Genomic DNA, 25,446 nt, shown 5'->3' with positions numbered 1-25,446 from the left:
GCCCTGGCGATCCTGAAACTCCCTAACTCTACGAGGAGCTCTGCAGATGCGTTTGACACATCTCCTGGCCTTGTCGGCCGCGTTCTCCATGGCGGCGCTTCCAGCGCTCGCCGCGGGGAAGGCGTCCAACCCGGCCTCGAAACTCTCGCTGGCCGCCGCCAGCGGGATCGCTCCGCAAGCCGGGACGGCCGCCACCTCGACCACGGTCGTGGCTGGTATCGCCGTCGCGGCCGTGGTGGCCGGCGCCCTGGCGCTGAGCAAACACGACAGCAAGGCCGCCAGCTCCTAGCGAGCCGGCGTCCGGGGCGGCGGTCGAAAGGCCGCCGCCCTTCTTGCTCCCCAGGGAGAGACCTTTGAGCCGCCTGCCGTCGTCGTGGATCCACGGCCCCCTCTATCGCCTGATGATCGCCGCGGGGCTGAGCCTCGTTCTCGCCCTGGCCGGCGGCGCCTCGCGCCATGATGAAGTCCAGCAGGCGGTCGTGCGCAGCGCGGCCCTGCTAGCGATCGGCGCCAGCCTCTGGCCGCTGGACTTCACGGCGCCGCGTCGCCATGCCGGGATCGTGGCCGCCATCGCCGCGGCCTATCTGCTGCTGGTGCTGCAACTGGTCCCGCTGCCGCCGGCCATCTGGGCCGCCCTGCCGGGCCATGGGGCCTATGCCCATATCGCCGAGGTGTCGGGGACCATCGGTTGGCGGCCGCTGAGCCTCAGTCCCGACCTGACCCTGAACGCCCTGGCGGCCCTGCTGCCGGCGACGGCCATGGCGCTGGCGGTGCTGCATCTGGATTTCAGGGACCGCGCGCGCCTGGCTGGCGCCGTCGTGGTCATGGCGGCGGCCAGCGGCCTGCTGGGCCTCGGCCAGGTCGCAACCGGGGGCCTTCGCCTCTATCACGAGACCTCGCAGGATTCCGCCGTAGGCCTGTTCGCCAATCGCAATCACCAGGCAGCGCTGATGGCCTGCGCCCTGCCGCTGACGGCGGCGCTGGCCGGTCTGTCGTTGCGCAAGGGCGCTGACCGGCGGCTGGTCCTGACCCTGACGTCGGCGACGATGCTGTTCCTGCTGATCGCCCTGTTGGCGACGGGCTCTCGAATGGGTTTGCTGCTGGGTCTGATCGGATTGGTGGGCGCGGCCTGGACGTGGCGCGCGGCCGGGCAAAGGCTATGGCCGGTCAGGCGCGCGGCCCGGCTGGGCGTCGGCGGCGCGCTGGTGGTGATCCTGGGCGGACTGGCCGCGATCATCGCCCGAGGCGGCGCAGTGGGCCGGCTGGCTCCGGCCGACATCGCCGGCGAGACCCGCGTCGCTCTGCTGGAACCGCTGCTGACGACGGCGAAGGCCTTCATGCCGCTGGGCGCCGGGTTCGGGACTTTCGACGGCGTCTATCGCCAGTTCGAGCCCTACGCCCTGCTCTCGACCATCTACATGAACCAGGCTCACAATGAGCCGCTGCAACTGGCCATCGAGGGCGGCATTCCCGCCTTGACCTTGCTGGCGACGTTCCTTTTCTGGTGGGGCCGCGCGGTCTGGATGGCGACGCGCCCGGAGGTCGAAGCCCAGCCAGGACGCGGCGGTCGACGCCGGGGCATGGCGGTGGCCGCCGCCACGGCGACCGTAATCCTGATGGCCTCCAGCCTGGTCGACTATCCGCTGCGCACGCCGCTGCTTGGCGCGCTGTTCGCCCTGGCTTGCGTGGAGCTGGCCGCCGCCGCCGCGCGCGCTCGCCGCCTGGCCAAGGCGGCGCGGCCGTGAGCCCGGCCGCTCTGCGTCAGCGCCTCTCGCCGGGCGCGCTGCTGCGGCGGCTCCTGGCGGCGCGCGGCTCGATCCAGACGCCGGTGGCGACCGAATGGCGGGCGAGCCTGACGGCGATCGACGAGACGCGGCGGCGCACGGCCCTGCTGATGAACGACGCCGCCGCCCTGCAGATCCAGATCTGCGTCGCCGCCGCCCGCCGCCTGCCGGGCGAAATGGCCGAGGCCGGCGTGCTGACGGGCGGCAGCGCCCGGCTGATCTGCGAGGCCAAGGGCCAGACTCCATTGCACCTGTTCGACGTCTTCGAGACCCTGCAGGAAGACGGGACGGTCGATGCCGAGGCGGCCGTGGTGCGGGCGCATTTCGGAGCCGTCCACGGCCAGCGGATCCAGGTCGAGCGCCTGCTGGCCGGCTATCCGGCGGTGATGCTGCATCCGGGCCTTTTTCCGCGCTCGGCCGCCGGGCTGGAGGCGCTGCGCTTTTCGTTCGTCCACCTCGATCTCGACCTGCCGAAGGGCACGCGCGAGGGTTTGGCGTTCTTCTATCCGCGCCTTTCGCCCGGTGGGATGCTGATCGGCGACGACTACGGCGATCCCGGGGTGCGCGGCGTGTTCGCCGACTATTTCGCAGACCGGCCCGACACGGTCATCGCCTTGCCGTGGGGACAGGTCCTGATCGTCAAGCAAGGCGAGGGATGAGCGCGGCCTCTCCAGGCCCAGGGGAGGCCGGCCTGACGACCTTCGTCCGCGCCTTCCTGGCCTTCGCGCGCTGGCGGGCCGCCTGCGTGGCGGCGCTGGTGGCGCTGGGCGCCCTGTTCGAGGGCCTGGGCCTGCTGCTGCTGGTTCCGCTAATAGACCTGGTCCTGACCCTGGGCCGAGCTCCGCCAGGGTTCCCGAGCTTTCTGACGACGACGATGGACCAGACCCAGAGATTGCTGATCCTGTTGGCGCTGTACGCGATGCTGATGGCGGTCCGAGGCTTCGTCCTCTTCTGGCGGGACCGCAGCCTGAACGGATTGCAGATGGCGTTCGTGGAGTCGATCCGGCTGAGGTTGGTCGAACGGATCGCCCACGCCGACTGGCGCGAGGCGTCGGGAATCAGCCGGGCGCGGATGACCCAGGCGCTCAGCGTCGAAATCCACCAGATCGGCATTGCGGCCCACTCGGCCCTGCTGGCGGCGGTGGCCCTGGCGATGCTGGCCGGCCACGCGGTGCTGGCCCTGGTGCTGACGCCGCTGGGCGGGGCGGTGGCCGCCGGCTTCGCCGTATTGGCCGCCTTGGTCAGTCGCCCGTTCCTGGTCCGCGCACGGGGCCTGGGCAGATCGATCACCGAAGCGCATTTCGGCATGGCCGACGGCGCGGCGGCGCTGCTGAACGGGTTGAAGCTGGCCAAGGCGGAAGGCCTGCAGAACACCTTCGTCGACGAGTACCGGCGGACGTCCGGCGCGGCGATGCGCGACCGGCTGGACTTCGCCGGCCAGCAGTCGGCGTTGCGCGGCGTGGCGGCCGCGCTGGCCGCGGCGATCGGCGGCGCGGTCCTGGTGGTCGGCGTCAGCTGGCTACATCTGCCGGCCCCGGTGATGATGACCCTGCTGCTGGTGCTGGCGCGGATGAGTGGTCCGGCCCAGCAAGCCCAGCAAGGCGTCCAGCAGATGCTGCACGGCCTGCCGGCCTACGCCGTCGTCCGGTCGCTGGAGCAGATGCTGGGCGGCGACGAGACGCCTCCGCCGTCGATGGCGCCGTCGATGGCGCCGTCGATGGCGCCGTCGATGGCGCCGGCGATCCCCGGCGAGGCCGTTGTATTGCGGGACGTGACCTACCGTCCGCCCGGCGCGACGTCGCCGTTGCTTGAGCGCGTGAGTCTGGCCATCCCGTCGGGCGCCTTCGTGGGACTGACGGGCCCCTCGGGCGTTGGCAAGACCACCCTCCTCGATCTGGCGGCCGGCCTGCTGTCGCCGGACGCCGGGACCGTGACGGTCGAGGCGGCGGGGCGTGAGCGGCTGGCCTATGTGGCCCAGGAGGCGTTCCTGTTCGACGGCTCGATCCGCCGGAACCTGGCCTGGGGGCGACCCGAGGCGACCGAGGCTGAAATGCTATGGGCGCTCGATCTGATCGACGCCGGCCACCTGTTGGAGCGCCTTGGTCTCGACGGCCGCCTGGGCGATCGCGGCGCTCGTGTCTCGGCGGGCGAACGCCAGCGGTTGACCCTGGCCCGCGCCCTGCTGCGCCGGCCGCGCCTGCTGATCCTGGACGAGGCCACCAACGCGCTGGATGTCGTCGCCGAGCGCGCGATCCTGGCCCGGCTGAATCAGTTGCGGCCCGCGACGACGATCCTGATGGTCTCGCATCGGGCCGAGAGTCTGGTCTTCTGCGACCATGTTCTGCGGTTGCCGGACCTGCTCCTAGAAGGTCCAGCTGGCTCCGACCACCAGGGCCGGATTGTCGCCCAGGCGCAGCGATCGGCCACCGGGAGCCGCGGCGCCTGACAGCGAGGCCTGCAGGTCGAGCTGGTCGAACTGGCGCGAGACGCCGATCCGCCAGTCGACCCGGTTTGTGCATTGCCACCTGACCGGTGCGTCCAGGCAGTTCAGATAGCCCAGGTGCCCATCGAGACGCAGCTTTGCGACCGTGTCGACCCCGGCGTTGACCTCGCCGTACAGGGTCCTGGCGCGGTCGCGCAGATAGTCGGGCGAATAGCTGATCCGGGCCGAGACGGCGCCCGCGTTCAGGCCGAGATAGCCTTCGGTGTAACGACCGGTGGCGACGGAGCCGTAGCGCTGCAGCCGGCTGGTGCGCACCACGCCGACGTCCAGGGTAAGGCGCTCGTTCAGCCGGCGGGCATAGCCGACATTGCCGATCAGGCCGACGACTTCGAGGTCACCGTCGCGCCGTCCGCCGATCACCGAGCCGTTGGTGTAGAGACCCGAGCTGTGGTCGTAGGCCAGATCCAGCACGCCCACTGGATTTTCGCCGCTCACCGAATAGCCGCGCAGGCGGTAGTCGCTCTGGACGGAGACGCCGGCGGAGACCTGGGCCAGGGCCGGCTTGGCCAGGCCGAGGGCGAGAATAGCGGCGAGGAGGGCCCTAGCGGGCGGTGGATTGCGGCCCGCGCGCGACCAGGGCGCAGGCGCCGCCGCAGCGGTCGATCTCACGCAGCACGGTGGCGTAGGCGTCGACGACGCCGCCCCGGGGCTGGGACGCGACGAGCAGTGTCGGGAAGCTGGAGGCACGGCCTTCACGAACAAGCGCGATCAGCCCGCTGACATGCGCGGCCGCATAAGAACTGCCGTTGACCAGATTCCATTTGTCCCCCGGCTGGGTGGTCGGGACGTCCCGATCCGGAGCACTGTACACGCCGGGCGGAAGCGTCGCCAAGGATTCCGCCGCCACGGCGATCACGCCGGGCTGGGACGCCGGAAAGCCGCCCTTGGGCTGACCAGGGTCGAAGGCGGCGACCACTGAGATTCGCCGCGCGTTGGCCACGGCGATCAGCTCGGTCAGCAGGCGATCCTGGGGACCGGTCAAGCTGAGATTGATCACCTCGGCCCTATGGTCGATCGCGAAGTGGAGGGCCTTGGCCAGGCTGAGGGTGTCGCAGAAGGTGGGCGAGGAGGCCGAGCCGTTGTCGACCTGCCAACAGGCGCGCAGGGCCATCAGCCGCGCGCCGGGCGCGACGCCGGCTATGCCCAGGCCGTTGCCGGCCTTGGCCGCGATCACGCCGGCGACGCCGGTGCCGTGCCGTTCGGGCGCGGTGGGGCGGCTCGCGACGAAGTCCTGGTCGGCCACGAACTGGCCCGCCAGGTCGGGATGATTGACCTCGATCTTGCTGTCGACCACCGCGACCTTCACGCCCTTGCCGGTGGCGTATCTGTGCAGGTCGGCCAGCCGCCAGGCCTTGGCGGTCGGCTGGGCGGCCAGCAGAGGATCGTTGTCGCTGTCGATGCCGCCCTGGGTTCGGTAGATGCGCAGAGGCTCGGACCAAGCCACCCGCGGATCGTGCGAGACCTCGGCCACGACGGCGTCCACGGGCTGGTCCTGCGGCGCGCGCATGACGTAACAGTCCAGCCCGACCAGCGGCATCGGCCAGCCGTCGCCGACCAGCGAGAGGCCGTGCCGCTGGGCGATGGCCTCGGCCACCCGCTTACGCGCGCTGCGCGAGAAGCGGTCGCCGTAGCTGCCGCCGTAGCCGGCGCCGGGGCGGTAGTGCTCGGGCGCCAGCCGCAGCATGACCAGGACGTCGTGGGCGTCGGTCGACGGGGATGAGGCGGCGGGAGGCGGCCGCGCCTGGGCGCGCGCCGGCGTCAGGCTGGCCAGCGCCAGCAGTCCCGCGCCGAGCAACGCGCCCCAGCCGCATGCGGAGCGCCGCGTTCTCACGGCCGGGGCTCGGCGTCGATCGCCTCGGCCAGCGTGACGTCCCCATTGGCCCGCAGCCGGGTCAGGGCGTCGGCGCGGCGCGCGGCGTCGACATGCAGGACATAGGCGTCGGCCGTGGTCGGTCCGTCGACCACCCGGGCGCCGACTTCGCGCAGGGCGCCGCGCAGGCTCGCCTCGGAGACGTCCGGCTTGAAGATCACCACGACATTGCCGTTCGTCGGCGGCGTGGACGCGCCGAGGGCGCGATAGGTGTGGTTCTGGCCCGGCGACAGCCAGAACGCGGCGCCGACCGTCAGCGCCAGGCAGGCGGCCTGGGCCGCCAGGGCCCAACCCAGCGGAACGCGGCGCCGCAGCAGGGCGACGGCGGGGCGGCCGGGAGGCTGGGTCGCGCCCTCCAGCCGGGCGCGCATGCGCTCCCAGCCGTGGTCGGCGTCCAGCGGTAGGTGGGCGACTTCCCGGCCCAGCACGCGCTCGCGCTCAAGATCGGCGCGGCATTCGTCGCATTCGGTCAGGTGCTTCTCAACGGTCGCGGTCTCGACGGAATCCAGCGTCCCGTTGATATACCAGGGCAGCAGGCCCTGGGTCTGCTGATGCCGGGCGTCCTCGAAGTTGAAGATTTTGGTCATGGCGATAGGTCCTACAGCCAGTCTGGCAGTTCGCCCGCCAGCTGGCGTCTCAAGTAGCGTCGTGCGTGGAACATGCGGGTCTTCACGGTGTCCACGGGGCATTTCATGATGTCGGCGATCTCTCGATACCCCATTTCGTGGAAATAGGTGAACTCGACGACCGCCCGATGTTCAGGCGAAAGGGTCTCGATCGCCTGCTTCAGCAGGACCTGGGTCCGACCGCGGCCCAGGTCGTCCTCCGGCGTCGGATCCTGGCTGGGCCGCTGCTCGGCCGCCGGATCCTCGACCGCCTCGTCCTGCTTGCGCAGGGCCTTCATGGCCTTGCGATAGGCGATGCCGAACATCCAGGTCGACAGCTTGCTGGTCCCGTTGAAGGTGTCGGCCTTCTCCCAGACCACCATCAAGGTGTCGTTCAGCACCTCCTCGACCAACTGCGGGCGGTGAATCAGGTTCGTCAGGAACCGGACGAGGCGCGGATGATAGATCCGGTACAGCGCCTCGAACGCGGTCAGATCCTTTGCGCGGATGCGCGTGACGAGTTCCGCGTCGCTCATGATGGGCGCAGCCCTGGAGGTGTCGCGCGGGGTTATTCTGATGCTCCTGACGTTCACGTTCTCATCTCGCTGCTGACCATGAGTGCGTGCGAGACGGCGAAAGGTTTAGCTGGTGACCGACAATAACCGGTTCACGCCGTCTGCCGGCGGATTTCGACGCCAGTGGGACCAGCGATGGCCTGGAGGAAGGATCGCGCGGCGCCCTCCAGCCGGCAGGCGCTGAGCACGCCGGAGACGTGGGCGCCGGTATCCAGGCCTATGCGGCGATAGTCCGAATGGATGCGCGGAGCGGGGTGCGGCCATGAACCACCAGCTCTTCCAGGGGCCGCGCGCCGGTCAGGAACGGCTCGCGGATCCACGGCAGGTTTCGCGCCGTCTGGGCCGAACGCGCGACACCAGGTCGCCCCCGCAAGGACGAAAAGATAGTCGCCGCAGACGTAGGAGAGGCTCAGCTCTTCAGAAGCGCGCGCGACCGCGAGCGCCCGACCCAGTTCCCACGTTCAGCGATCCAGGAATTTCCCTCCGGCTTAAACCTTCGCGGCGCGAGGCAGCATTCATCGGTGAACCCCCGATGGAGATCACCCCGTGAAGATGCTTGTCTCGATGATGGCCCTGGCGGCGACCCTGACCCTGGCTGGCGAGGCCGTCGCCCAGGCCGAACAGACGGTCGTCATGTCGAACATGAGCTATGGCAAGCTTCCCGCCGGCTTGAAGGTCGGCGACACCATCACCTGGACCAACCGCGACACGGTTCCGCATACGGTGACAGCGCGCGATCACAGCTTCGACCTGCGCGTCGCCCCCGGCCGGAGCACCAAGATGACGCTGACCAAGGCCGGCGCGTTCCCGTTCTTCTGCACCTACCACACGATGATGCGCGGAACCCTGACGGTCGCGCCCAAGTAGCGGCCCTGAACCTTCCGGCGGCGTTCGGGAACCTATCGCCAAGTTCAAAGACGGGACGCCGCCGTGGCTTTTTCTCCTTTCGGTCGTGGAGGCGACGGACTCGCCGCGCGTGGGGACGGGCCGATGAGCGCGCTGGACGTCCGCGAGGGCTACCGCCGCTGGGCCCCGACCTATGCCGCCGAGACCGCCATCTCGTACCTGGATACGGCGCTGGTCGCCGAACTGACGCCGCCCTTGGCGGGCAAGGCGCTGCTCGACGCCGGATGCGGCACTGGACGGCGCCTGCCGATGGCCGGCGCGGCCCTGGCGGTCGGCGTCGACCTCAGTCCGGAAATGCTGCAAGCGGGCGTTGGTCTTGGCGTGGACCGGCCGGACCTGCGCACCCTGGTCGGCGACGTGCGAGATTTGCCGCTGCCCGACCAGGCGTTCGACGTGGTCTGGTGCCGGCTGGTGCTGGGCCATCTGCCCGAATGCGAAACGGCCTATGGCGAGCTGGCCCGGGTCGCCGCCGCCGGCGCGACCGTCATCGTCACCGATTTCCACCCGGTGGCGGCCGCCGCCGGCCATCGCCGCACCTTCCGCGACGCGACGGGCGTGCATGAGCTGGAGCACCACGTCCACTCGGTCGAAAGGCATCTTGAGGCCGCACGGCGCGCAGGCCTGAGCCTGGCGGCGCTGCGCGAGGCGCGGATTGGCGACGCGGCGCGGCCCTTCTACGCCCAGGCTGGCAAGCTTGCCCTCTACCGGCAGCACCTGGACCTGCCGGTGGTGCTGGCCGCCGCCTTCAGGCGTGAGGGCTGAGATGCGCCTGCTGGTGGTCGCCCGCAACACCAGGGTCGCCGTCGAGGGCGAACGCTTCGTCGAGCCCGAGGGCGCTTTCGACCTCGTGCTGGACTTCCCCGACGCGGAGGTTCGCCCTGGCCTGATCAACGCCCACGACCACCTGCACCGCAACCACTATGGCCGGCTGGGCCGGCCGCCCTACGCCAACGCCTACGACTGGGCGCGGGACATCCAGGCGAACGACGCGGACGCCATCGCCACCGGTCGCGCGACGACCCGCCGCGACGCCCTGCTGACCGGCGCCTGGAAGAACCTGGCGGCGGGCGTCACCACGGTAATCCATCACGACGCGTGGGAGGCCGATTTCGAAGCGGATTTCCCGATCCGCACGCCGCGTCTGGCCACCGCCGACTCGCTTGGCATGACGCCCGCCTTGGAGGGGCTCGACGCTGGCGGACCCTACGCCCTTCACCTGGCCGAGGGCGTGGACCCGGCCGCGGCGGCCGAGGTCGAGGCGCTGGCCGAGCACGGCCTGCTGACGGAAAACCTGATCGCCGTGCATGGCGTTGGCGTCGATCCGACGGGCGTCGAACGCTTCCAGGACAGCGGCGCGGCCCTGGTCTGGTGCCCGACCTCGAACCTCTTCCTGTTCGATCGCACGGCGCCAGTCGAGATGCTGGACAGCGAGGACGTGCTCCTGGGCAGCGACTCGCGCCTCACCGGCGACGGCGATCTGCTGGACGAGCTGCGCCGCGCCCGGCGCTTGGGCTTACTGGACGATGCGCGGCTAGAGTCCGCCGTGGGCCCGACCGCCGCGCGTCGCTTGAACCTGCCGGGGTCTGGTCTGGAACCCGGCGCGCTGGCCGATTTCGTCGTCCTGTCCCGGCCGCTGCTGGAGGCCGACGCCAGCCAGGTTCGACTGGTCGTGGTGGGGGGCGTGATCCGCCTGGCCGATGTCGATCTCGCGCCGCGCGTGAACCCTTTCGCCGCCAATCCGCAACAAACACACATCGGACCGATCGCCCGTTGGGTGAACGGGCCGGTCCCCGCGCCATCCAGCATGAGGTCGTTCCCATGATCCCCCGTCGTAAGCTTGCCGGTTCCAGCGGCGTCACCCTGGCCGCCGCCCTCTGCTGGCTGGCCGCGACGCCCGCCCTGGCCCAGGAGGCGACGCCGCCGGCGAACGACACGGGCGGCGGCTCGCAGACCGACATCTTCTCGAAGGACACCCTGTCGGTGCTGGTCGACGCCCGGCTGGTGGTGGCCAACGGCGCGACCTCGTATGTCGACGGCGGTTTCGGCAAGACCCGCTTCCAAGGCGGCGACGACGGCGGGTTCAAGGCCCGGGCCGTCCCCGTCGAGGCCGACCTGATCTGGACGCCACGCTTCACCTCGTCGCTGAACGCCAACGTCTCGGTGGCCTATCAGAAAAACCATGAGGAGAGCGTCGACCTGATCGAGGCCTTCGTGAACTATCTGCCCGAGCGCAAGGGCAAGGTCGGCTTCTCGGCCCGGGCGGGTCTGATGTGGCCGGAGATCTCGCTGGAGCACTCGACCGGCGGCGCCTGGAGCGTCGTCAACACCATCACGCCGTCGACCATCAACGCCTGGGTCGGCGAAGAGGTGAAGGTGTTGGGCGGGGAGGGCACGATCCATGCCGCCGTCGGCCAGAGCGAGCTGACCGCCACCGTCGGCCTCTTCGGCTACAACGACACGTCCGGCACCCTGCTGTCGTTCCGCGGCTGGGCCCTGCACGACGAGAAGGCCACGGCCAAGGGTTATTTCAAGCTGCCGCCGCTGAACGACTTCATCGTTCACCTGCAGGAGGACCGGACCAAGTCGACAGCCGAGATCGACCACAATGTCGGCTTCTACGGCCGCCTCGACTGGCGTCCGCCGCAGCCCTGGGGCGCTTCGGTCTTCTACTATGACAACAAGGGCGATCCAGAGGCGTTCACGACCGCCGGCCAGTGGGGCTGGCGCACGCGCTTCTGGAACGTCGGGTTCAACGCGGACCTCGGCCCCAACACCCGGCTGCTGGCCCAGGGCATGACCGGCTCGACCATCATGGGCTTCGAGACCGGCGGCCAGCGCTGGGTGCGTACCAAGTTCCAGTCGGCCTATGTGCTGGTCACCCATATGTTCGGCGACGTCGCCGTCACCGGCCGCGCCGAAGCCTTCTCGACCGACGAGCACGGCAGCGAAATGCCCCGCAACAACAGCGAGGACGGCTGGTCCATGACCGCCGCCGCCCGCGTGCCGATCAACGACCATCTGACGGCCCTGTTCGAGGCCCTGAACGTACGCTCCAGCCGCGGCACGCGGGTCACCCTGGGCGGCCTGACCTCGCCGTTCGAGGGCCAGACCGTGTTCCAGGCCTCGTTGCGCATGCGGTTCTGACGATGCGCCGTCGCTTCTTCCTGATCTGTGCGGCGCTGCTGCCGGCCGCCTGCGCCGAGGAACCGCGCCTGGGCGAGCTGAAGGGCCCTTCGGCCGTGGCCCAGCGGGCTGACCTGCCGCCGCCGACCGGCGCGGACCTGGTGGCCGCCACGACCGCCTATCGCATCGGTCCACTCGACAAGCTGTCGATCGTCGTCTTCGGCGTCGAGGACCTGTCGGGCAAGTTCCAGACCGACGCCGCCGCACGCCTGTCAATGCCGCTGATCGGCGAGGTCGACGCCTCGGGCCGTACCCCGTCCGAGCTGTCGACGATCATCGCCGCCAAGCTGCGCGCCAAGTTCATGCGCGACCCCCAGGTCACCGTGAACCTGGAGGAGACCACCAGCCAGGTCTTCACCGTCGACGGCCAGGTGACCCAGCCGGGCAGCTATCCGGTGGTCGGCAACATGTCGCTAATGCGCGCGGTGGCCACCGCCAAGGGGACCAGCGAGTTCGCCCGCCTGGAGGACGTGGTGGTGTTCCGCACCGTCAACGGCCAGTCGCTGGCGGCGCTGTACAACCTGGGCGCCATCCGGCGCGGCGTCTACGCCGACCCGAAGATCTACGCCAACGACGTGATCATCGTCGGCGACTCCGAGGCCCGCCGCCACTTCCAGCAGTTCCTGCAGATCACCCCGCTGCTGACCACGCCCTTGATCCTCGCCCTGGAGCGATTCTGACGCATGGAACGAATCTCGCCCCAGATGCTGGGTCTTGCGACCAGCGAGATGACCCTTTTCTCCGGCAGGGCCGCGCCGGAAGCGACCGGCCATGCCGGAGCGCCGCCGCTGCGGCGCCTGCTGCGCGCGGCGACGCGATGGCGTTGGGTGCTGCTGGGCGGCGTCGCCGCCGGCGCCCTGGCCGGCATCGCGCTGACCCTGGTCATGCCCCGCCAATACGCCTCGACCGCACGGATGGAGATCTCGCGCGAGACCGCGCGCGTCGTGAAGATCGACAGCGTCGAGCGCGACACCAGCATCGGCGACCAGGAGTTCTACCAGACCCAGTACGGCCTGCTGCGCACCCAGGTGCTGGCAGAACGGGTCGCGCGCGACCTGGGTGTGGTCGACGACCCGGCCTTCTTCAAGCTGTTCGGTCGCCGCGACCTGTTCCAGGACGGCAAGGCCGATCCGACCGCGCGGGCCAAGCGCAACGAAGTCGCCGGCAAGATCCTGCTGCTGCACGTCGGCGTTGCGCCGGTGCGCGGGTCCAGCCTGGTCGACATCCGAGCGGTCACGCCGGACCCGGTGCTGTCGCAGAAGATCGCCAAGGCCTGGAGCGAGAACTACATCGCCAGCAATCTGGAGCGCCGCTTCGACGCCTCCAGCTACGCCCGCAAGTTCCTTGAAGGCCGGATCGAGCAGCTGCGCGAGAAGCTGGAGGTGTCCGAGCGCGACGTCGTGGCGTACGCCGCCCAGCAGGGCATCATCAACCTGCCGTCGCCGATCGATCCCAATACCGGCGGGGCGGCCGGTGGCGGCGGCCGTTCGCTACTGACCGACGACCTGATCGCCCTGAACTCGGCGCTGGAAGTAGCGACCGCCGAGCGCATCGTCGCCGAGAGCCGGCTGAACGAGGCCAAGCGTCCGGACGCCAGCAGCATCGCGCTCGGCAACGACGCCATCGCCTCGATGCGCCAGCGGCGCGCCGACGCCGCGGCCGAGTACGCCAAGCTGATGGTCCAGTTCCGGCCGGACTATCCGCAGGCTCAGGCCCTGGCCTCGCAGGTCCAGGCGCTGGACGTCTCCATCGCCCAGGAAGAGAACCGCGTGCGGGTCTCGCTGCGGCAGGCCTACGAGTCGAGCGTCATGCGTGAGCGGAGCCTGCTGGCGCGCGTGCAGGATCTGAAGGGCGGGCTGACCGACCTGCGCCGCCGCAGCATCCAGTACAACATCTACCAGCGCGAAGCCGACACCAACCGCGAGCTCTATAACGCGCTGCTGCAGCGCTATAAGGAGATCGGGGTCGCTGGCGGGATCGAGAACAACAACGTCGCCATCGTCGACCCGGCGCGGCTGCCCGATCGTCCGTCCTCGCCAAAGCTGCTGGTCAATCTGGTCCTGGCCATGTTGGGCGGCGGGCTGGTCGGGGCGTTGATCGCGGCCGGGCTGGAGCAGATCGACGAAGGCATCGCCGACCCGGCCGACCTGGAAGAGAAGCTGGGCCTGCCGCTGCTAGGCGTCGCGCCCAAGACCCAGCTGGAGGATCCGCTGAGGGCCCTGCGCGATCCGCGCTCGAAGCTGGTGGAGGCCTATCTGGCGGTGCAGGCCAATCTGGAGCTGTCGACGCCCCAGGGCGCGCCGCGCTCGCTGGCGGTGATCAGCACCCGCCCGCGCGAGGGCAAGTCGACGACGACCGTGGCCCTGGCCCAGTCCCTGGCCCGCGCCCGCCGCAAGGTGGTGCTGGTCGACGCCGACCTGCGCTCGCCGTCGGTCCATTCGGCGTTCGGCCTGAAGAACGGCGTGGGGATCAGCAACTTCCTGTCCGGCGCCGACGACCTGGACGGCGCCTTGCACAAGACCGAGCACGAGGGCCTGTGGGTGATGACCGCCGGACCTCAGCCGCCGAACGCCGGCGACCTTCTGATGGGCGACCGTCTGGGCCTGCTGGTCAAACGATTGAAGGAGCGCTTCGACCACGTGATCGTCGACTCCCCGCCGGTGATCGGCCTGGCCGACGCGCCGCTGGTCGCCGCGGCGGTCGACGGGGTGGTCTATGCGGTCGAGGCCCGGGCGACGCCGGCCGGCACGGTGCGGACGGCGTTGTCGCGGCTGCGGACGTCGCAGGCCCGGGTGGTGGGCGCGGTGCTGACCAAGTTCGAGGCGAAGAAGGCCGGCTATGGTTCAGATTACGGCTACGACTACGACTACGGCCGCTAGGATGGGCGGCTGGGCGGGGCCGGCGCGGGCGGCGATCGCTCTCTGCGTGGCCGGAGGCCTGACGCTGGTCGTCCGCGACGGCGTGGCGACGGCGCTGGGCCAGGACGATCCCGCGCGGGCGGCCGCCCTGGCGCCGTCCGACGCCCGGATCGCGCTTCAGGCGGCGCGGGCCAGAATCGACGCCGGCGTGGCGCCGGGCGATCCCGCCGTGCGAAGGCTGGTCGATCGGGTCCTGGCCCGCGACGTCACCCTTCCGGCCGCCGTTGAACTACGCGCCTTGCGCGCCGAGGCCGAGGGCGACAAGACCCGGGCGGCGACGCTGTTCTCCTTGTCCGACCGGATCAGCCGTCGCAGTCTGGGAACGCGAGTCTGGCTGATCCAGAAGGCCGTCGACACCGGCGACGTCGCCGGTGCGCTCAGGGACTTCGACATCGCCCTGCGGACCTCGGCGGCGGCGCCGCCGATCATGTTCCCGGTGCTGACCAACGCCGCGTCCGACCCCGCCCTGGTCGGTCCGATCGCTCGGCTGTTGGATCGTCCCAGCGACTGGCGAGCGATGTTCCTGCACTATGCGGTGGTCGAGCGCCACGCGCCGTCGGGCGTGGCTGACCTCGTGCTGAGCATCCGCGACCGCTCCTGGGTGAAGCGCGAGGGCGTCGATCGGTCCCTGGTCGAGGAGCTGGCGGCCCACGGCGCGTTCGTCGAGGCTCGACGGGTCCATGACGCCTTCAACCCCGCTGCGAAGGGCTGGGTGGCCGATCCGGATTTCTCGCGGCCCGGACAGACCTATCCGTTCGGTTGGCGGCTGGTCGAGACAGGAGAGATCGGCGCCACGCGTGGCGTCGTCGCTGGCCGATCTGTCCTGGCCTACCAGGCCCTGAGCGGCGCGGGCGGTCCGGTGGCGACCCAGGTCCTCACCCTGCCCAAGGGCGCCTACCGCCTGGCGGTCCGAGCCGCGGCCACCGACGCCGCGGCCTCGCCCTACTGGACCCTGACCTGCGCCGAAGCGCGCGGGCCGCAACTGCTTCAGCTGGATCAGCCGCGCGAGGCGGGGGCGACCGGAGCGACCGACTTCACGGTTCCCGAGGGCTGCTTGGGCCAGCAGCTGGCGCTGCATCTGCGCGGCGCCGACGCGCCGAGCCAGTCGGGGGCCGTGGCCTCGGTGTCGGTCAGCGGGCGATAGGAGCGTCCAGCCGAAAGCGCCCCAGCGTCGCTAGGCCCAGCGGCCGCGTGCGGCGGCCGGAACCGAAGAGGCGATAGCCGGCCGTCTCGGCCAAGCGGACCGACGCTGCGTTGTTAGCTTCGACCAGGTACCACAACCGCTCCTCAGGCCAGGTCAGCGCCTGAACGGCGGTTAAGGCCAACCGCGCCAGGCCTTGGCCGCGGACGCCGGGATGGGTCCAGATGTCGCCGACCTGGAGGTCGTAGGCGTCCATGAACGGAAAGCGCGGCCAGCGCGGGGTCAGGATCAGCCGATGGACCAACTGTCCGTCGCGCCAGATCGTCACCTCGCGGAAGCCTGGCCGACTGAACAGGCCCAGGGTCTCGAACAGCCACCAGGTCCAGTTGCTGGCGCGCTGCGAGCCCGCTGGTGGAGGGCCCTGGTCGCCCGGCGACCAGATCCTGAAGACGAGGCCGGAAGGGAGTGTCGCCAGGCCCGCGCCGCCGCCGTCCCGCCGATAGAAGAGAATAGTCAAGCCGCGTAGCCGGGCGGTTCGGCGCGGGGCAGGGGCGCGCCTCGGCGGCATACCAGGCGTAGTTCGTCGCTGGCGCCTAAATCCTCCAAGATCGCATCGACGCCCTCCAGCGCGGCGGCGTGCGAGATCGCGCCTAGCGCTGTCAGGGCGATGATCCGCAGGTCGATCCAGAAGGTCCGTCGCTCGATGTAGAGGAGGCCCAGCCGGCTCTTCCACGGGCGGATGACCTGGTCGTACAAGGCGTCCGGATCGGCGGCGCCGTCCAGGATCTCGGCCTCGTCGGCGAACAGGATCGAGGCCAGGTCGGTGATGCCGGGGCGGACGCTGAGCAGGCCCATTTCTCGCGTCGTATAGAGATCGACCCCGCCGCGCCGCGTATTGGGCCGCGGGCCCACGACGCTCATCTGGCCGCGCAAGACGTTCCAGAACTGGGGCAGCTCGTCCAGCTTCCAGCGGCGCAACACGTGGCCCAGCGGCGTGATCCGCGCGTCGGAGCGGGTCGTGGAGGCCGCGCCCTTGAACTCGGAGTCCGCCGTCATCGACCTCAACTTGACCATGCGGAAATCGCGTCCGTCGCGGCCGACCCGCACGCCCAGGAACAGGGGCGACCGGCCGTCCTGCGCCCAGACCAGAGCCATCAGCACCGCCAGGATCGGCCCGACCAGGATCAGGATGGCCAGGGAGAGCAGGACATCGAATAGCCGCTTGGCCATGAAACCTCACCTTTGCGCGGTTGGAGCGCGACCGGCGGCCGGTCGCGTGAAGCCTCTCGACGTTTGGCTGGGGAAGCGACGCCGGGGAGGTTGCGTGCGGCCGGCCGCCTGCGGGCGATCGAGAGCGCGGCCGCCAAAGATGAGTGGCCCGAGACCAGGGCGCCGGTTCAACGCGCCACTATGGTTGGCGACAAAAATGGAGCGCTGAAGCCGCGCTATTGTTCAACTGATCTGGCGGTGATCGGCCTGGCCGCCGATGTCATGAGTGAGCAAAGCATCGCCAGCTGGGAGGCTGGCGCGAACGATCGTCGTCAAGCCCGTCGGCATGGTTGGGAGCGACTGGCCGAAAGCCGACTTCTGGAGGCGGCCAGAGGTCAGCTCATCACGCTTAGCGATCTCTGACTGGTCGCGATCGCCTCAAGCGAACATCGGGAAGCGGAGCCATCTTCTGGAGGCCGTTCTCAGACGCTCGACGACGCTGCTTGAGCCATTCCTCCACCTCATCCAGGTCCCATACCAGGCAGCGTTGGGTGAGATGAAGGCGGCGTGGGAATTCGCCTCTTCGTTCGCGTTCGTAGATCGTCGTGTCGGCGAGCGGGATCATGCGTCGAGTTCTGTGCGTCGGATGGCGCGTGTGATCTGGGGTTGATTGTTCTGGTCGACCGAACCCAAGGGTTCAAGCATCGCTTCCCTTCGTTCCTCATCAGCTGCCAGGTGGAGCCTTGAGACAGTGTGGCGGAGCGGCGTGCTTGCAATTGATCTAGCTCTACTGCACGGCAAGTATGTCGGTCGGGGATGCGGGATGGCGCGACGGTACTGAGGAGTCCGCGACCTTGAAGGTATCGTCGCGGCTTGGAAATTGTCGCGGTCGCGGTTTTCCAGCGATGTCAAACGTCGGATTTCTTGATCTAAATCAAAACGCTAGGATTCCATGGGGGCCGTCCACAGTTGAGCACAAGGGCGTGAATCAAAAAAGCCAGAGAATTCAATTCTCTGGCCGCAAAATCACCATCGAGTGGGAGTAGCCCGCCTGGGCCGCGAGTTTCGGGACTTCGCTAACCCGCCGCCAGACGCAGCGCGCGGCTGAGGTCGGCGATGGCGATCGGCTTGCGCAGGACGGCGGCGGCCTCGATCTGGTCCAGGGCGAGGGAGTCCGCGTAGCCGCTCAGGAAGACGATCGGGAGATGCGGATGCGCGGCCTGGGCGCGGCGGGCGACTTCGGCGCCGGTCATGCCGGGCATCGCATAGTCCAGCACCACGGCGTCCGGCGTCTCGATCTCCAGCTGGGCCAGTCCCGAAGCACCGTCCGACGCCCAGCGCACCAGGAAACCCTCGCTGGCCAAGGCCTCGCAAAGGCTTTCGCGGACATGGCGGTCATCGTCGACGACCAGCACCCGAAGGCCGTCTCGCTGCGTCGTAACCGGCTCCGGCGGCGCTTCGACACGCACGGCGGGGGGCTCGATTCGCGGTAGTGAAACACCGACCCGCGTTCCCGCGCCCGGAGCGCTTTCGATCTGGCAATCACCGCCGCACTGGCGCGCGAAACCATGGACCTGAGCCAGGCCCAGACCGGTTCCGGAGCCGGCCCGGGTGGTGAAGAAGGGCTCCGTGGCGCGCGCCAGAACCTCCGGCGTCATGCCAACGCCGGTGTCGGCGACTTCAAGGACGATCCGGTCAGGTTCGAGGCGTGTGCTCAGGCGCACCACGCCGCCGTCTGGCAAGGCCTCGCGCGCATTGACGATGAGGTTCAGCGCGACCAGTTCCAGTTGCGTGGCGTCGGTGCTGGCCCAGGCGCCTTCGGCCTCAAGGCACACCTCGAGATCGACGCCCGGACCAAGCGCCTGGCGCAGGAGCGGGTCGCTGCGCCGCAAGGTCGCGTCGACCTCCAGCGGCTCCAGGCGCAGCCGCTGGGTCCGGGAAAACGCCAGGAGCTGGCCGGTGACCTTGGCGCCGCGATTGGCCGCTTCGAGGGCGTTGTCGACAAACCGTCGGCACGGCTGGGCCTCGGGCGGAAGCTTACGCTGCAGCAGTTCCAGATTGCCGATCACCGCGGCGAGCAGATTGTTGAAGTCGTGGGCGACGCCGCCGGTAAGACGGCCGATGGCCTCAATCTTCTGGGCCTGCATCAGCGCCTGTTCGGCCTTGATAAGTTCGGCCGCGTGGTGGTCGACCTCCTCAAGCGCTCGCTCCAGCTCCGCGGTGCGCGCACGCACGCTCTGTTCCAGCTGGTCGTTCTCGCGCCGCAGCCGGCCTAGGGTGCGCGCGCTGGCCAGGACGGGCAGCAGGTTGCTGAGCTTGAGCGGCTTGAGGACATAGTCGACGGCGCCGCTGCGCATCGATTCCACCGCCGAGGCGATCGAGCCTTCGCCGGTCATGATGACGCCTGAAAGGTGAGGGTCGCGCTCGTGGGCTCTCTGCAGCAGCTCGACGCCGGTGGTCGACGGCATCTTCAGGTCGGTCAGCAGCACGTCGAACGCGCCGGGGGTGATGGCCTCCAGCGCCTCGTCCGGATGGGTGAAGCCGGTGACGTCGAAGCCCTGACCACCCAGCGTTACGCGAAGGGCCTGGAGGTTTGCCGCCTCGTCGTCGACGATCAGGATGCGCGTCCGTCGATCGTCGTCGGGCTGCGTGTGCGGTTCGATCATGGGGCGGCTCATGTCGTGAAACGGGCGAGGGCCGCGCGGAGCTCTCGCAACTTGGGCGGTTTGCTCAGCACCAGATCAATATGGGGCGGGACGTCGTCGTCGGCGAGCAGTCCCTGGCCCCAGCCCGTGAGTAGGATCACCGGCGTCTTGGCCGACAGCTCCTTGATCGCGGCCGCCACGCGGCGACCGTCGATATAGGGCATGCCCAGGTCGGTGAAGACGGCGTCGAAGCGGTCGCCGCCCTGGCTGGCCTCGAAGGTTTCGATCCCCGCGCCGCCGCCGTTGGCGATGGTCACGACATGGCCGTCGCTTTCCAGGGCGTCGCTCAAGGCCTTGAGCAGCACGGGATCGTCGTCCACCAGCAGCAGGCGCAGCCGTCGCCGTGGAGCGGCCGGCGGCGTGTTCGGGGCGGCGTTCTCGTCTACCGCCCGGGCGAAGGTCAGGGAGAGCGTCGCGCCGGCGCCGGGCGAGGACTGGACGTCCAACTCCGCGCCATGTCGCTGCGCGACTCCATAGACCATCGCCAGGCCTAATCCCGTGCCGCGCTCGCCCTTGGTCGTGAAGAAGGGTTCAAGGCATCGCCGACGCGCCTCTGCGTCCATGCCGATTCCGTTGTCCGCCACGCTGACCCGCACGGCGTCGCCGACGTCCGTGGCGACCCTGGCGGTGCTCACCGCCAGGAGGCCGCCGTCGGGCATGGCGTCGATGGCGTTGAACACCAGGTTGACCAGGGCTTCGCGGATCTCGCTGGCCACGCCCAACACGGGCGGCAGATCGTCGGCCAGGGCGGTTTCCACCTTGATGACCACGCCGCGCTGCATGGCCATGTCGTTCCACCGCGCTCGAGTGAGCTCCAGGACCTGGGCGACCAGTTCGTTCAGTTGGACCGGTTCGGTCTCCAGCTGGGTTTCGCGCAGCCTGTAGAACTCGCGCATCTTGCCGATCGTCTGGCCGACGTCCTCGACGGCGCGGCGAATGATCTCCAGCTGGCCGCGCCCCGCGGGGCTGAGGCCCGGCTCGGTCTCGATCATCGCTTCCGTGTAGAGCGAGACGGGCGACAGCGCGTTGTTGATGTCGTGGGCGATGCCGCTGGCCATCTGGCCCAGCGCCTTCAGCCGCTCCTGTTGCAGGATCGCCTGCTGGGACTGGCGCAGGTCGTCATAGGCCGCCTGGAGCGCGCTGTGCAGCTGGGCCTGGTGGGCGGCCAGGGCGACGTGCTCGCTCAGCTGGCGCAGGAACTCGCACTCGGCGCTGACGAAGGCGTTCGGCTGGAAGCGGGCCACGACCAGCACGCCGAACACCTTGCTCTCGACCTGCAGGGGCGCGCAGACCATTGACCCCAGGCCGCCGTTGGCGAGCCGGCGCGGGAACGGGAAGGGGACCTCGGCGATGTCCGACTCGTAGACCAAGCGGCCCCGAACGCACTGGGAGAGGCCGTTCTCGTCGATGTCGACGCGCGCGCGCTCGGGCATGGCCAGCTCCAGGGCCAGGGCCTGGCTGTTGACCCCGACGGCGGCGACCGTCAGGGCCCGCTCCAGGTCGTCGTAGAGGCAAAGGCAGGCGAAGTCGGCGGGCAGCTGGTCCTCGATGCTCCGCACAACGACCTGGAAGATGCTTTGGTTGTCCTGCCGCTCGCCGATGGCGCGCGTGATCTCGTCCAGCAGGCTCATTCGCTGCAACTGGGTATGGAGCTTGGCTTCGGCGTCCTTGCGCTCGGTGATGTCGGTCGAGATGCCGAACACGGCGTAGACTTGGCCTGTTTCGTCGCGCAGTGGGGATTTCACCGAGATGTAGGCGTGAGGCCCATCGTCGTGCGGGGCGCTTTCTTCCTCGGTCAGCGGCTGGTCGGCCGCAGCGACGCGCACGTCCATGGCGCGGAAGGCGTCGGCGATCTCCATCGGAAAGATGTCGTGGTCGGTTCGCCCGATCATCGCGTCGCGATCGATGTGGAAGATGTCGCAGTAGCGGCGATTGACCATCAGGTAGCGGCCATCCAAGGCCTTGACGTAGATGACGGCGGGAGAGTTTTCGACGACGGCCTCCAGCAGGCGTTGGCCCTGCTGGCGCGCTTGCGTTTCGGCTTCCAGTTGAGCGGTTCGCTCGGCCACCCGCTGGTCCAATTCGGCGTTGAGCTTCGACAGGGCGGTCTCGACGCGGACCCGATCGCGCATATCGCGCGACGCCGTCTGGAACAAGAAGAACAGCAGCGTTAGGTCGCCGGCCATCTTGCCCAGGTGCGAGGCCATGGCCGGGGCGTCGGCGGGAGAACGGGAATAGAGGATCAGGGCGTTGGCCACAGCCAGAATGACGGCGGTCATCGGCAGCGCCCGGATGACCCGGTCGCGGTCGGCCAGGCGCCATGCCACCAGGCCCGTCACGATCCAGAGCAGCGGCGCCAGGAGCAGCGTGGGCCGGGTGATCCCTAGAGGACCCGGCGGCAGATAGGTCGGCAGACGTTGATAGATGGCGAACAGCACAATGGCGGTCGCCAGAATCGCCGAGGCGAAGGTCGCCAGGCCGAAGCGGCTTCTCGCGGGCCAGAACAGCGCGCCGATCACGCCAAGGGGCAGCAGGTGGGATGGCGGCGGCCAGGTCGACGGCCGCAGCACCCCGCTGGAGGCCCTGATCGGGGCCAGGACCCCCGACCACTCCACGGTCACCAGGACATGGACCACCTCCATGGCGCAGGTCACCAGAAACACAAGGGCGAGGCGTCGGGTGATATCGTCGCCTTCGCGCTGGCCGGCGCCCCACAGCTTCAGCGCCAGGATTCCCGACAACAGCGCCACCCCGGTGTCGAGGATGGTGTGGAGGTTGGGGTAGGTCCTGGGCTGGCTGGCCAGCAGCAGGCCGCCGATGAGGCCAAAGACGACCAATATGACGGCCGCGGGGCTGGAAGGTCGCGCCAGACTCGCAGCGTCCGATCCCTGGGTTCCTGCTGGCGAGGGTTCGGCCAAGGCGCTCCCCGAGCTGAACTACGAGACCGATAGTCGTATCTCAACTGTGGTCGCGCGCAACCCACGATAGCGCAGGCGGGTCTCGCCGGAATTCACCTGCGGTCCTGGTCGGCCTCGTTCAGGCCGCGCGCCGGGCGTAGAGGAACTCGATCACCGCCGCCCGGGCATGGATGTAGGTCGGATCCTCGGCGACGGCGAGACGATCGCGGGGGCGCGGCAGATCCACCTCGAGCACCTGGCCGATGGCGGCGCGCGGGCCGTTGGTCATCATCACGATGCGGTCCGACAGCAGGGCGGCCTCGTCGACGTCGTGGGTAACCATCAGCACCGTGTTGTTGAGACTGGCGTGGATCTCCATGACGCTGTCCTGCAGGTGGGCGCGCGTCAGGGCGTCCAGGGCGCCGAACGGCTCGTCCAGCAGCAGGACCTTGGGCTCCATGGCCAGGGCGCGGGCGATGCCGACGCGTTGCTTCATGCCGCCGGAGATTTCCGAGGGGCGCTTGTCCAGGGCGTGGGTCATCTTGACCAGCTCCAGATTGTGCTGCGTCCAGTCGCGGCGCTCGGCGGCGGTTTTGGTCTTGCCGAACACCTTGTCGACCGCCAGCGAGACGTTCTCACGCACCGACAGCCAGGGCAGTAGCGAGTGGTTCTGGAACACCACCGCCCGGTCTGGCCCCGGGGCGTTGACCTCCTGCTTGTCCAGGATCACCGCGCCGGTCGTCACCGGCACAAGGCCGGCGACCACGTTCAGCAAGGTGGACTTGCCGCAGCCCGAGTGGCCGATTATCGAGACGAACTCGCCCTTGTCGACCTTCAGATCGACGCCGGTGAGCACCTCGGAGCGGGCGGCGCCCTTGGCGAAGGTGACGCCGACGCCTTCGATGGAGAGATAGGCCTTGGCCATGATGCGATGTCTCCTAGCTGGCCGCGTTGCCGCGCGAGATGACGTGACCCAGCAGGGCCACCAGGCGATCGAGGAAGAAGCCGGTCAGTCCGACCCAGGCCAGGGCCACGATGATGTCGGAGATGCGCGAGGCGTTGTACTGGTCCCAGATGAAGAACCCGACGCCGACGCCGCCCAGCAGCATCTCGGAAGCGACGATGGCCAGCCAGCTCATGCCGACGCCGATGCGCAGACCGGTAAAGATGTAAGGCGTGGTGGCTGGCAACAGGATCTTGAAAAAGTATTCGACCGGCGACAGCCGCAGCACCTTGGCGACATTCACGTAGTCGGCCGGAATGTTGCGCACGCCGACGGCTGTGTTGATGATGATCGGCCAGATCGAGGTGATGAAGATCACGAACAGGGCCGAGGGCTGGGCCTCGCGGAAAGCGGCCAGCGAGATCGGCAACCAAGCCAGGGGCGGCACGGTGCGCAGCACTTGGAAGATCGGGTCCAACCCCCGGTGCGCCCAGCGGTTGGAGCCGATCAGCACCCCCAGCATCACCCCGCAGACCGCCGAGATCGAGAACCCGACCCCGACCCGCTTGAGGCTGGTCAGGACGTGCCAGAACAGGCCCTTGTCGACCCCGCCGTGATCGAAGAACGGGTTGAGGATCAGGTCCTTGGACTCGGTCCACACCTGGACCGGCGACGGCAGCCCGCCGTACGAGTCGCCGATCGCCGCCTGCCAGAGACCCAGGATCGCCAGGACGGTCAGCAGCGGCGGAAGCACCGCCGCCGCCGTCGCGCCCGCCCGGCGGACGATCTCCGATCCGTGCGAGGCGCGAGGCGCGGGGGCCGGCGGTTCGATCACCGGCGCCGCCACGGGCTCGGCCGGCGAGAAGGAGGGCTTGGGGAAGGTCATGCGCACGTCTCCCTAGACCAGCTTCTTGATCGGCTGGCTGGCCAGGTACGCGCCCGGATTGGCCGGGTCGAACACCTTGCCGTCGAAGAACCGCTCGACGCCGCGGCTGTCACCGGCCGGGCCAGTCTGGCCGATGGTCTTGGCCGCCGCGCGCCAGATGTCCGAACGATTGACCTTGTCGACCAGCGCCTTGGTGTTGGTCTTCTGGGGCAGCACGCCCCAGCGGATGTCCTCGGTCAGGAACCACAGGTCGTGCGACTTGAACGGGAAGCTGGCGTTGTCGGCCCAGAACTTCATGTGGTGCGGCGAGTTCTTCAGCGTGCGGCCGTCGCCATAGTCCACCGTGCCCTGCAGGCGGGGCAGGATGTCGCTCATCGGCACGTTGACGTACTGCCGGCCCGAGACGATCGAGCACATGGCCGGTAGGTTGGAAGCCTTGTCGCACCAAAGCTGCGCCTCCTGGACGGCGGCGGTGATGGCCTGAGCGGCGCGCGGATACTTGTCCACCCAGGCGGCGCGCATGCCCAGGGCCTTCTCGGGGTGGTTCATCCATAGTTCGGAGGTCAGGCAGGCCGTGTAACCGACACGCTGGTTGACCAGCTGGCCGTTCCACGGCTCGCCCACGCAGAAGGCGTCCTGGGTGCCGGCCTTCATGTTGGCCACCATCTGCGGCGGCGGGATGACGATGGTGGCGACGTCGGTCTCTGGATTGATGCCGCCGGCCGCCAGCCAGTAGCGAACCCACAGATCGTGGGTGCCGCCCCGGAACGTCATGGCGACCTTGGCGATGTTGCCGGCCGCCTTCAGCTGCTGGAACTTGGCCTTGGCGCCGGCGCTGTTGAGCCCGACCTTGACCGCCTTAAGGTCGTTGCCGACCGAGATGGCCTGGCCGTTGGTGTTGAGGCGGGCCAGGATGTACATCGGCGTCGGCGCGCCGCCGGTGATTGCGCCCGTGGTCATCAGATAGGGCATGGGCGACAGGATGTGGGCGCCGTCGATGCCCCCGCGCTCCGAACCGAGCACCAGGTTGTCGCGGGTGGCGGCCCAGGAGGCCTGCTTGACCACCTCGATGTCAGGCAGGCCATACTTGGCGAACAGGCCCCGCTCCTTGGCGATGATCACCGGCGCGGAGTCGGTCAGGGCGATGAAGCCCAGGCGGGCCTTGGCCACTTCAGGCCCGGCCCCGGCCGCGTGAGCGCCGGCCGGGAACAGGGCCTTGGCGGCGGCGACTGTGGCGGCCGCGCCGACAAGGGCGTGGCGGCGGGTGAGGCCGGCCTCAGGGGCGGTCTTAGGGGTCTTGGTCATGATCTCAAATCCCGCT

Annotated in this window: 24 protein-coding genes; 12 read left to right on the top strand and 12 right to left on the bottom strand. The window is 69.3% G+C overall.

Translation table 11 applies throughout. The annotated features are described in order from the left end of the window. Positions 1-46 precede the first annotated feature (46 nt). The 4 genes from EV278_RS09310 to EV278_RS09295 all read left to right on the top strand — a co-directional run bounded on the left by EV278_RS09310 (position 47) and on the right by EV278_RS09295 (position 4,230). Entirely contained in the window at positions 47-289 is a 243-nt protein-coding gene (locus EV278_RS09310) for a hypothetical protein (RefSeq protein ID WP_132089815.1), read from the top strand. 64 nt (positions 290-353) lie between these two features. Next, positions 354-1,745, top strand: coding sequence for an O-antigen ligase family protein (locus EV278_RS09305; RefSeq protein WP_132089812.1), 1,392 nt, complete (start codon positions 354-356; stop codon positions 1,743-1,745). Continuing rightward, positions 1,742-2,443, top strand: a complete 702-nt coding sequence (locus EV278_RS09300) for a TylF/MycF/NovP-related O-methyltransferase (protein ID WP_132089809.1) — start codon at positions 1,742-1,744, stop codon at positions 2,441-2,443. The genes EV278_RS09305 and EV278_RS09300 overlap by 4 nt, the downstream gene beginning before the upstream one ends. Beyond that, positions 2,440-4,230: an ABC transporter ATP-binding protein gene (locus EV278_RS09295; protein ID WP_132089806.1), complete on the top strand. Its 1,791-nt coding sequence runs from the start codon at positions 2,440-2,442 to the stop codon at positions 4,228-4,230. The genes EV278_RS09300 and EV278_RS09295 overlap by 4 nt, the downstream gene beginning before the upstream one ends. Here EV278_RS09295 and EV278_RS09290 read toward each other — a convergent pair. The 4 genes from EV278_RS09290 to EV278_RS09275 are packed head-to-tail and all read right to left on the bottom strand — an operon-like array spanning position 4,147 to position 7,298. Beyond that, complete coding sequence (locus EV278_RS09290) at positions 4,147-4,896, bottom strand: TorF family putative porin (RefSeq protein WP_165916582.1); 750 nt, start codon at positions 4,894-4,896, stop codon at positions 4,147-4,149. The genes EV278_RS09295 and EV278_RS09290 overlap by 84 nt on opposite strands. Then, a complete protein-coding gene (locus EV278_RS09285; protein WP_132089800.1) occupies positions 4,829-6,118 on the bottom strand; it encodes a S8 family serine peptidase in 1,290 nt (429 codons plus the stop codon). The genes EV278_RS09290 and EV278_RS09285 overlap by 68 nt, the downstream gene beginning before the upstream one ends. Further along, positions 6,115-6,744: a zf-HC2 domain-containing protein gene (locus tag EV278_RS09280; protein ID WP_165916581.1), complete on the bottom strand. Its 630-nt coding sequence runs from the start codon at positions 6,742-6,744 to the stop codon at positions 6,115-6,117. The genes EV278_RS09285 and EV278_RS09280 overlap by 4 nt, the downstream gene beginning before the upstream one ends. 11 nt (positions 6,745-6,755) lie before the next feature. Then, positions 6,756-7,298 carry a sigma-70 family RNA polymerase sigma factor gene (locus EV278_RS09275; protein WP_132089794.1) on the bottom strand — a complete coding sequence of 181 codons (543 nt, stop codon included), beginning with the start codon at positions 7,296-7,298 and terminating at the stop codon, positions 6,756-6,758. A gap of 591 nt (positions 7,299-7,889) precedes the next feature. Between EV278_RS09275 and EV278_RS09270 the strand changes: the two genes are divergently transcribed. The 7 genes from EV278_RS09270 (at position 7,890) to EV278_RS09240 (ending at position 15,488) form a co-directional block, all read left to right on the top strand. Continuing rightward, positions 7,890-8,204 carry a cupredoxin domain-containing protein gene (locus tag EV278_RS09270; RefSeq protein WP_243692149.1) on the top strand — a complete coding sequence of 105 codons (315 nt, stop codon included), beginning with the start codon at positions 7,890-7,892 and terminating at the stop codon, positions 8,202-8,204. 123 nt (positions 8,205-8,327) lie between these two features. Further along, positions 8,328-9,005: a class I SAM-dependent methyltransferase gene (locus tag EV278_RS09265; RefSeq protein ID WP_132089788.1), complete on the top strand. Its 678-nt coding sequence runs from the start codon at positions 8,328-8,330 to the stop codon at positions 9,003-9,005. Between the two features lies 1 nt (position 9,006). Beyond that, positions 9,007-10,065: an amidohydrolase family protein gene (locus EV278_RS09260; protein ID WP_132089786.1), complete on the top strand. Its 1,059-nt coding sequence runs from the start codon at positions 9,007-9,009 to the stop codon at positions 10,063-10,065. Beyond that, positions 10,062-11,387 carry a hypothetical protein gene (locus EV278_RS09255; protein ID WP_132089783.1) on the top strand — a complete coding sequence of 442 codons (1,326 nt, stop codon included), beginning with the start codon at positions 10,062-10,064 and terminating at the stop codon, positions 11,385-11,387. Before EV278_RS09260 ends, EV278_RS09255 begins: the two co-directional genes overlap by 4 nt. A gap of 2 nt (positions 11,388-11,389) precedes the next feature. Then, on the top strand, positions 11,390-12,106 hold the full coding sequence (locus tag EV278_RS09250) for a polysaccharide biosynthesis/export family protein (protein ID WP_132089780.1): 717 nt from the start codon (positions 11,390-11,392) through the stop codon (positions 12,104-12,106). Between the two features lie 3 nt (positions 12,107-12,109). Beyond that, entirely contained in the window at positions 12,110-14,305 is a 2,196-nt protein-coding gene (locus EV278_RS09245) for a polysaccharide biosynthesis tyrosine autokinase (RefSeq protein ID WP_132089777.1), read from the top strand. Next, the gene (locus EV278_RS09240; protein WP_132089774.1) at positions 14,265-15,488 is read left to right on the top strand and encodes a hypothetical protein; all 1,224 of its coding nucleotides are present in this window, start codon (positions 14,265-14,267) and stop codon (positions 15,486-15,488) included. Before EV278_RS09245 ends, EV278_RS09240 begins: the two co-directional genes overlap by 41 nt. Here EV278_RS09240 and EV278_RS09235 read toward each other — a convergent pair. Together EV278_RS09235 and EV278_RS09230 are read right to left on the bottom strand one after the other, a co-directional pair. Then, positions 15,475-16,002, bottom strand: coding sequence for a GNAT family N-acetyltransferase (locus EV278_RS09235; protein WP_165916580.1), 528 nt, complete (start codon positions 16,000-16,002; stop codon positions 15,475-15,477). The two genes, EV278_RS09240 and EV278_RS09235, sit on opposite strands and share 14 nt — an antisense overlap. Further along, positions 15,999-16,715 carry a sugar transferase gene (locus tag EV278_RS09230; RefSeq protein ID WP_132089768.1) on the bottom strand — a complete coding sequence of 239 codons (717 nt, stop codon included), beginning with the start codon at positions 16,713-16,715 and terminating at the stop codon, positions 15,999-16,001. Before EV278_RS09230 ends, EV278_RS09235 begins: the two co-directional genes overlap by 4 nt. Positions 16,716-16,805: 90 nt before the next feature. Between EV278_RS09230 and EV278_RS09225 the strand changes: the two genes are divergently transcribed. Beyond that, positions 16,806-17,117: a hypothetical protein gene (locus EV278_RS09225; RefSeq protein ID WP_132089765.1), complete on the top strand. Its 312-nt coding sequence runs from the start codon at positions 16,806-16,808 to the stop codon at positions 17,115-17,117. Here the strand turns inward: EV278_RS09225 and EV278_RS09220 are convergent. The 6 genes from EV278_RS09220 to EV278_RS09195 all read right to left on the bottom strand — a co-directional run bounded on the left by EV278_RS09220 (position 17,104) and on the right by EV278_RS09195 (position 25,430). Further along, positions 17,104-17,319 carry an AlpA family phage regulatory protein gene (locus EV278_RS09220; RefSeq protein ID WP_132089762.1) on the bottom strand — a complete coding sequence of 72 codons (216 nt, stop codon included), beginning with the start codon at positions 17,317-17,319 and terminating at the stop codon, positions 17,104-17,106. The two genes, EV278_RS09225 and EV278_RS09220, sit on opposite strands and share 14 nt — an antisense overlap. Positions 17,320-17,770: 451 nt before the next feature. After that, positions 17,771-19,360: a response regulator gene (locus tag EV278_RS09215; protein ID WP_165916579.1), complete on the bottom strand. Its 1,590-nt coding sequence runs from the start codon at positions 19,358-19,360 to the stop codon at positions 17,771-17,773. A gap of 8 nt (positions 19,361-19,368) precedes the next feature. Next, positions 19,369-22,236: a PAS domain-containing protein gene (locus tag EV278_RS09210; protein ID WP_243692136.1), complete on the bottom strand. Its 2,868-nt coding sequence runs from the start codon at positions 22,234-22,236 to the stop codon at positions 19,369-19,371. A gap of 199 nt (positions 22,237-22,435) precedes the next feature. Next, on the bottom strand, positions 22,436-23,221 hold the full coding sequence (locus EV278_RS09205) for an ABC transporter ATP-binding protein (protein WP_132089756.1): 786 nt from the start codon (positions 23,219-23,221) through the stop codon (positions 22,436-22,438). A gap of 13 nt (positions 23,222-23,234) precedes the next feature. After that, on the bottom strand, positions 23,235-24,125 hold the full coding sequence (gene ntrB / locus EV278_RS09200; protein ID WP_132089752.1) for a nitrate ABC transporter permease: 891 nt from the start codon (positions 24,123-24,125) through the stop codon (positions 23,235-23,237). A 12-nt stretch (positions 24,126-24,137) separates the two neighbouring features. Continuing rightward, entirely contained in the window at positions 24,138-25,430 is a 1,293-nt protein-coding gene (locus tag EV278_RS09195) for a CmpA/NrtA family ABC transporter substrate-binding protein (RefSeq protein WP_132089749.1), read from the bottom strand. Positions 25,431-25,446: the final 16 nt, after the last annotated feature.

Source organism: Caulobacter sp. BK020 (assembly GCF_004342605.1).
GTDB lineage: Bacteria > Pseudomonadota > Alphaproteobacteria > Caulobacterales > Caulobacteraceae > Caulobacter.
Note: the sequence above shows the minus strand (reverse complement) of the source record. Positions and strands in the feature narration are given on the sequence as shown.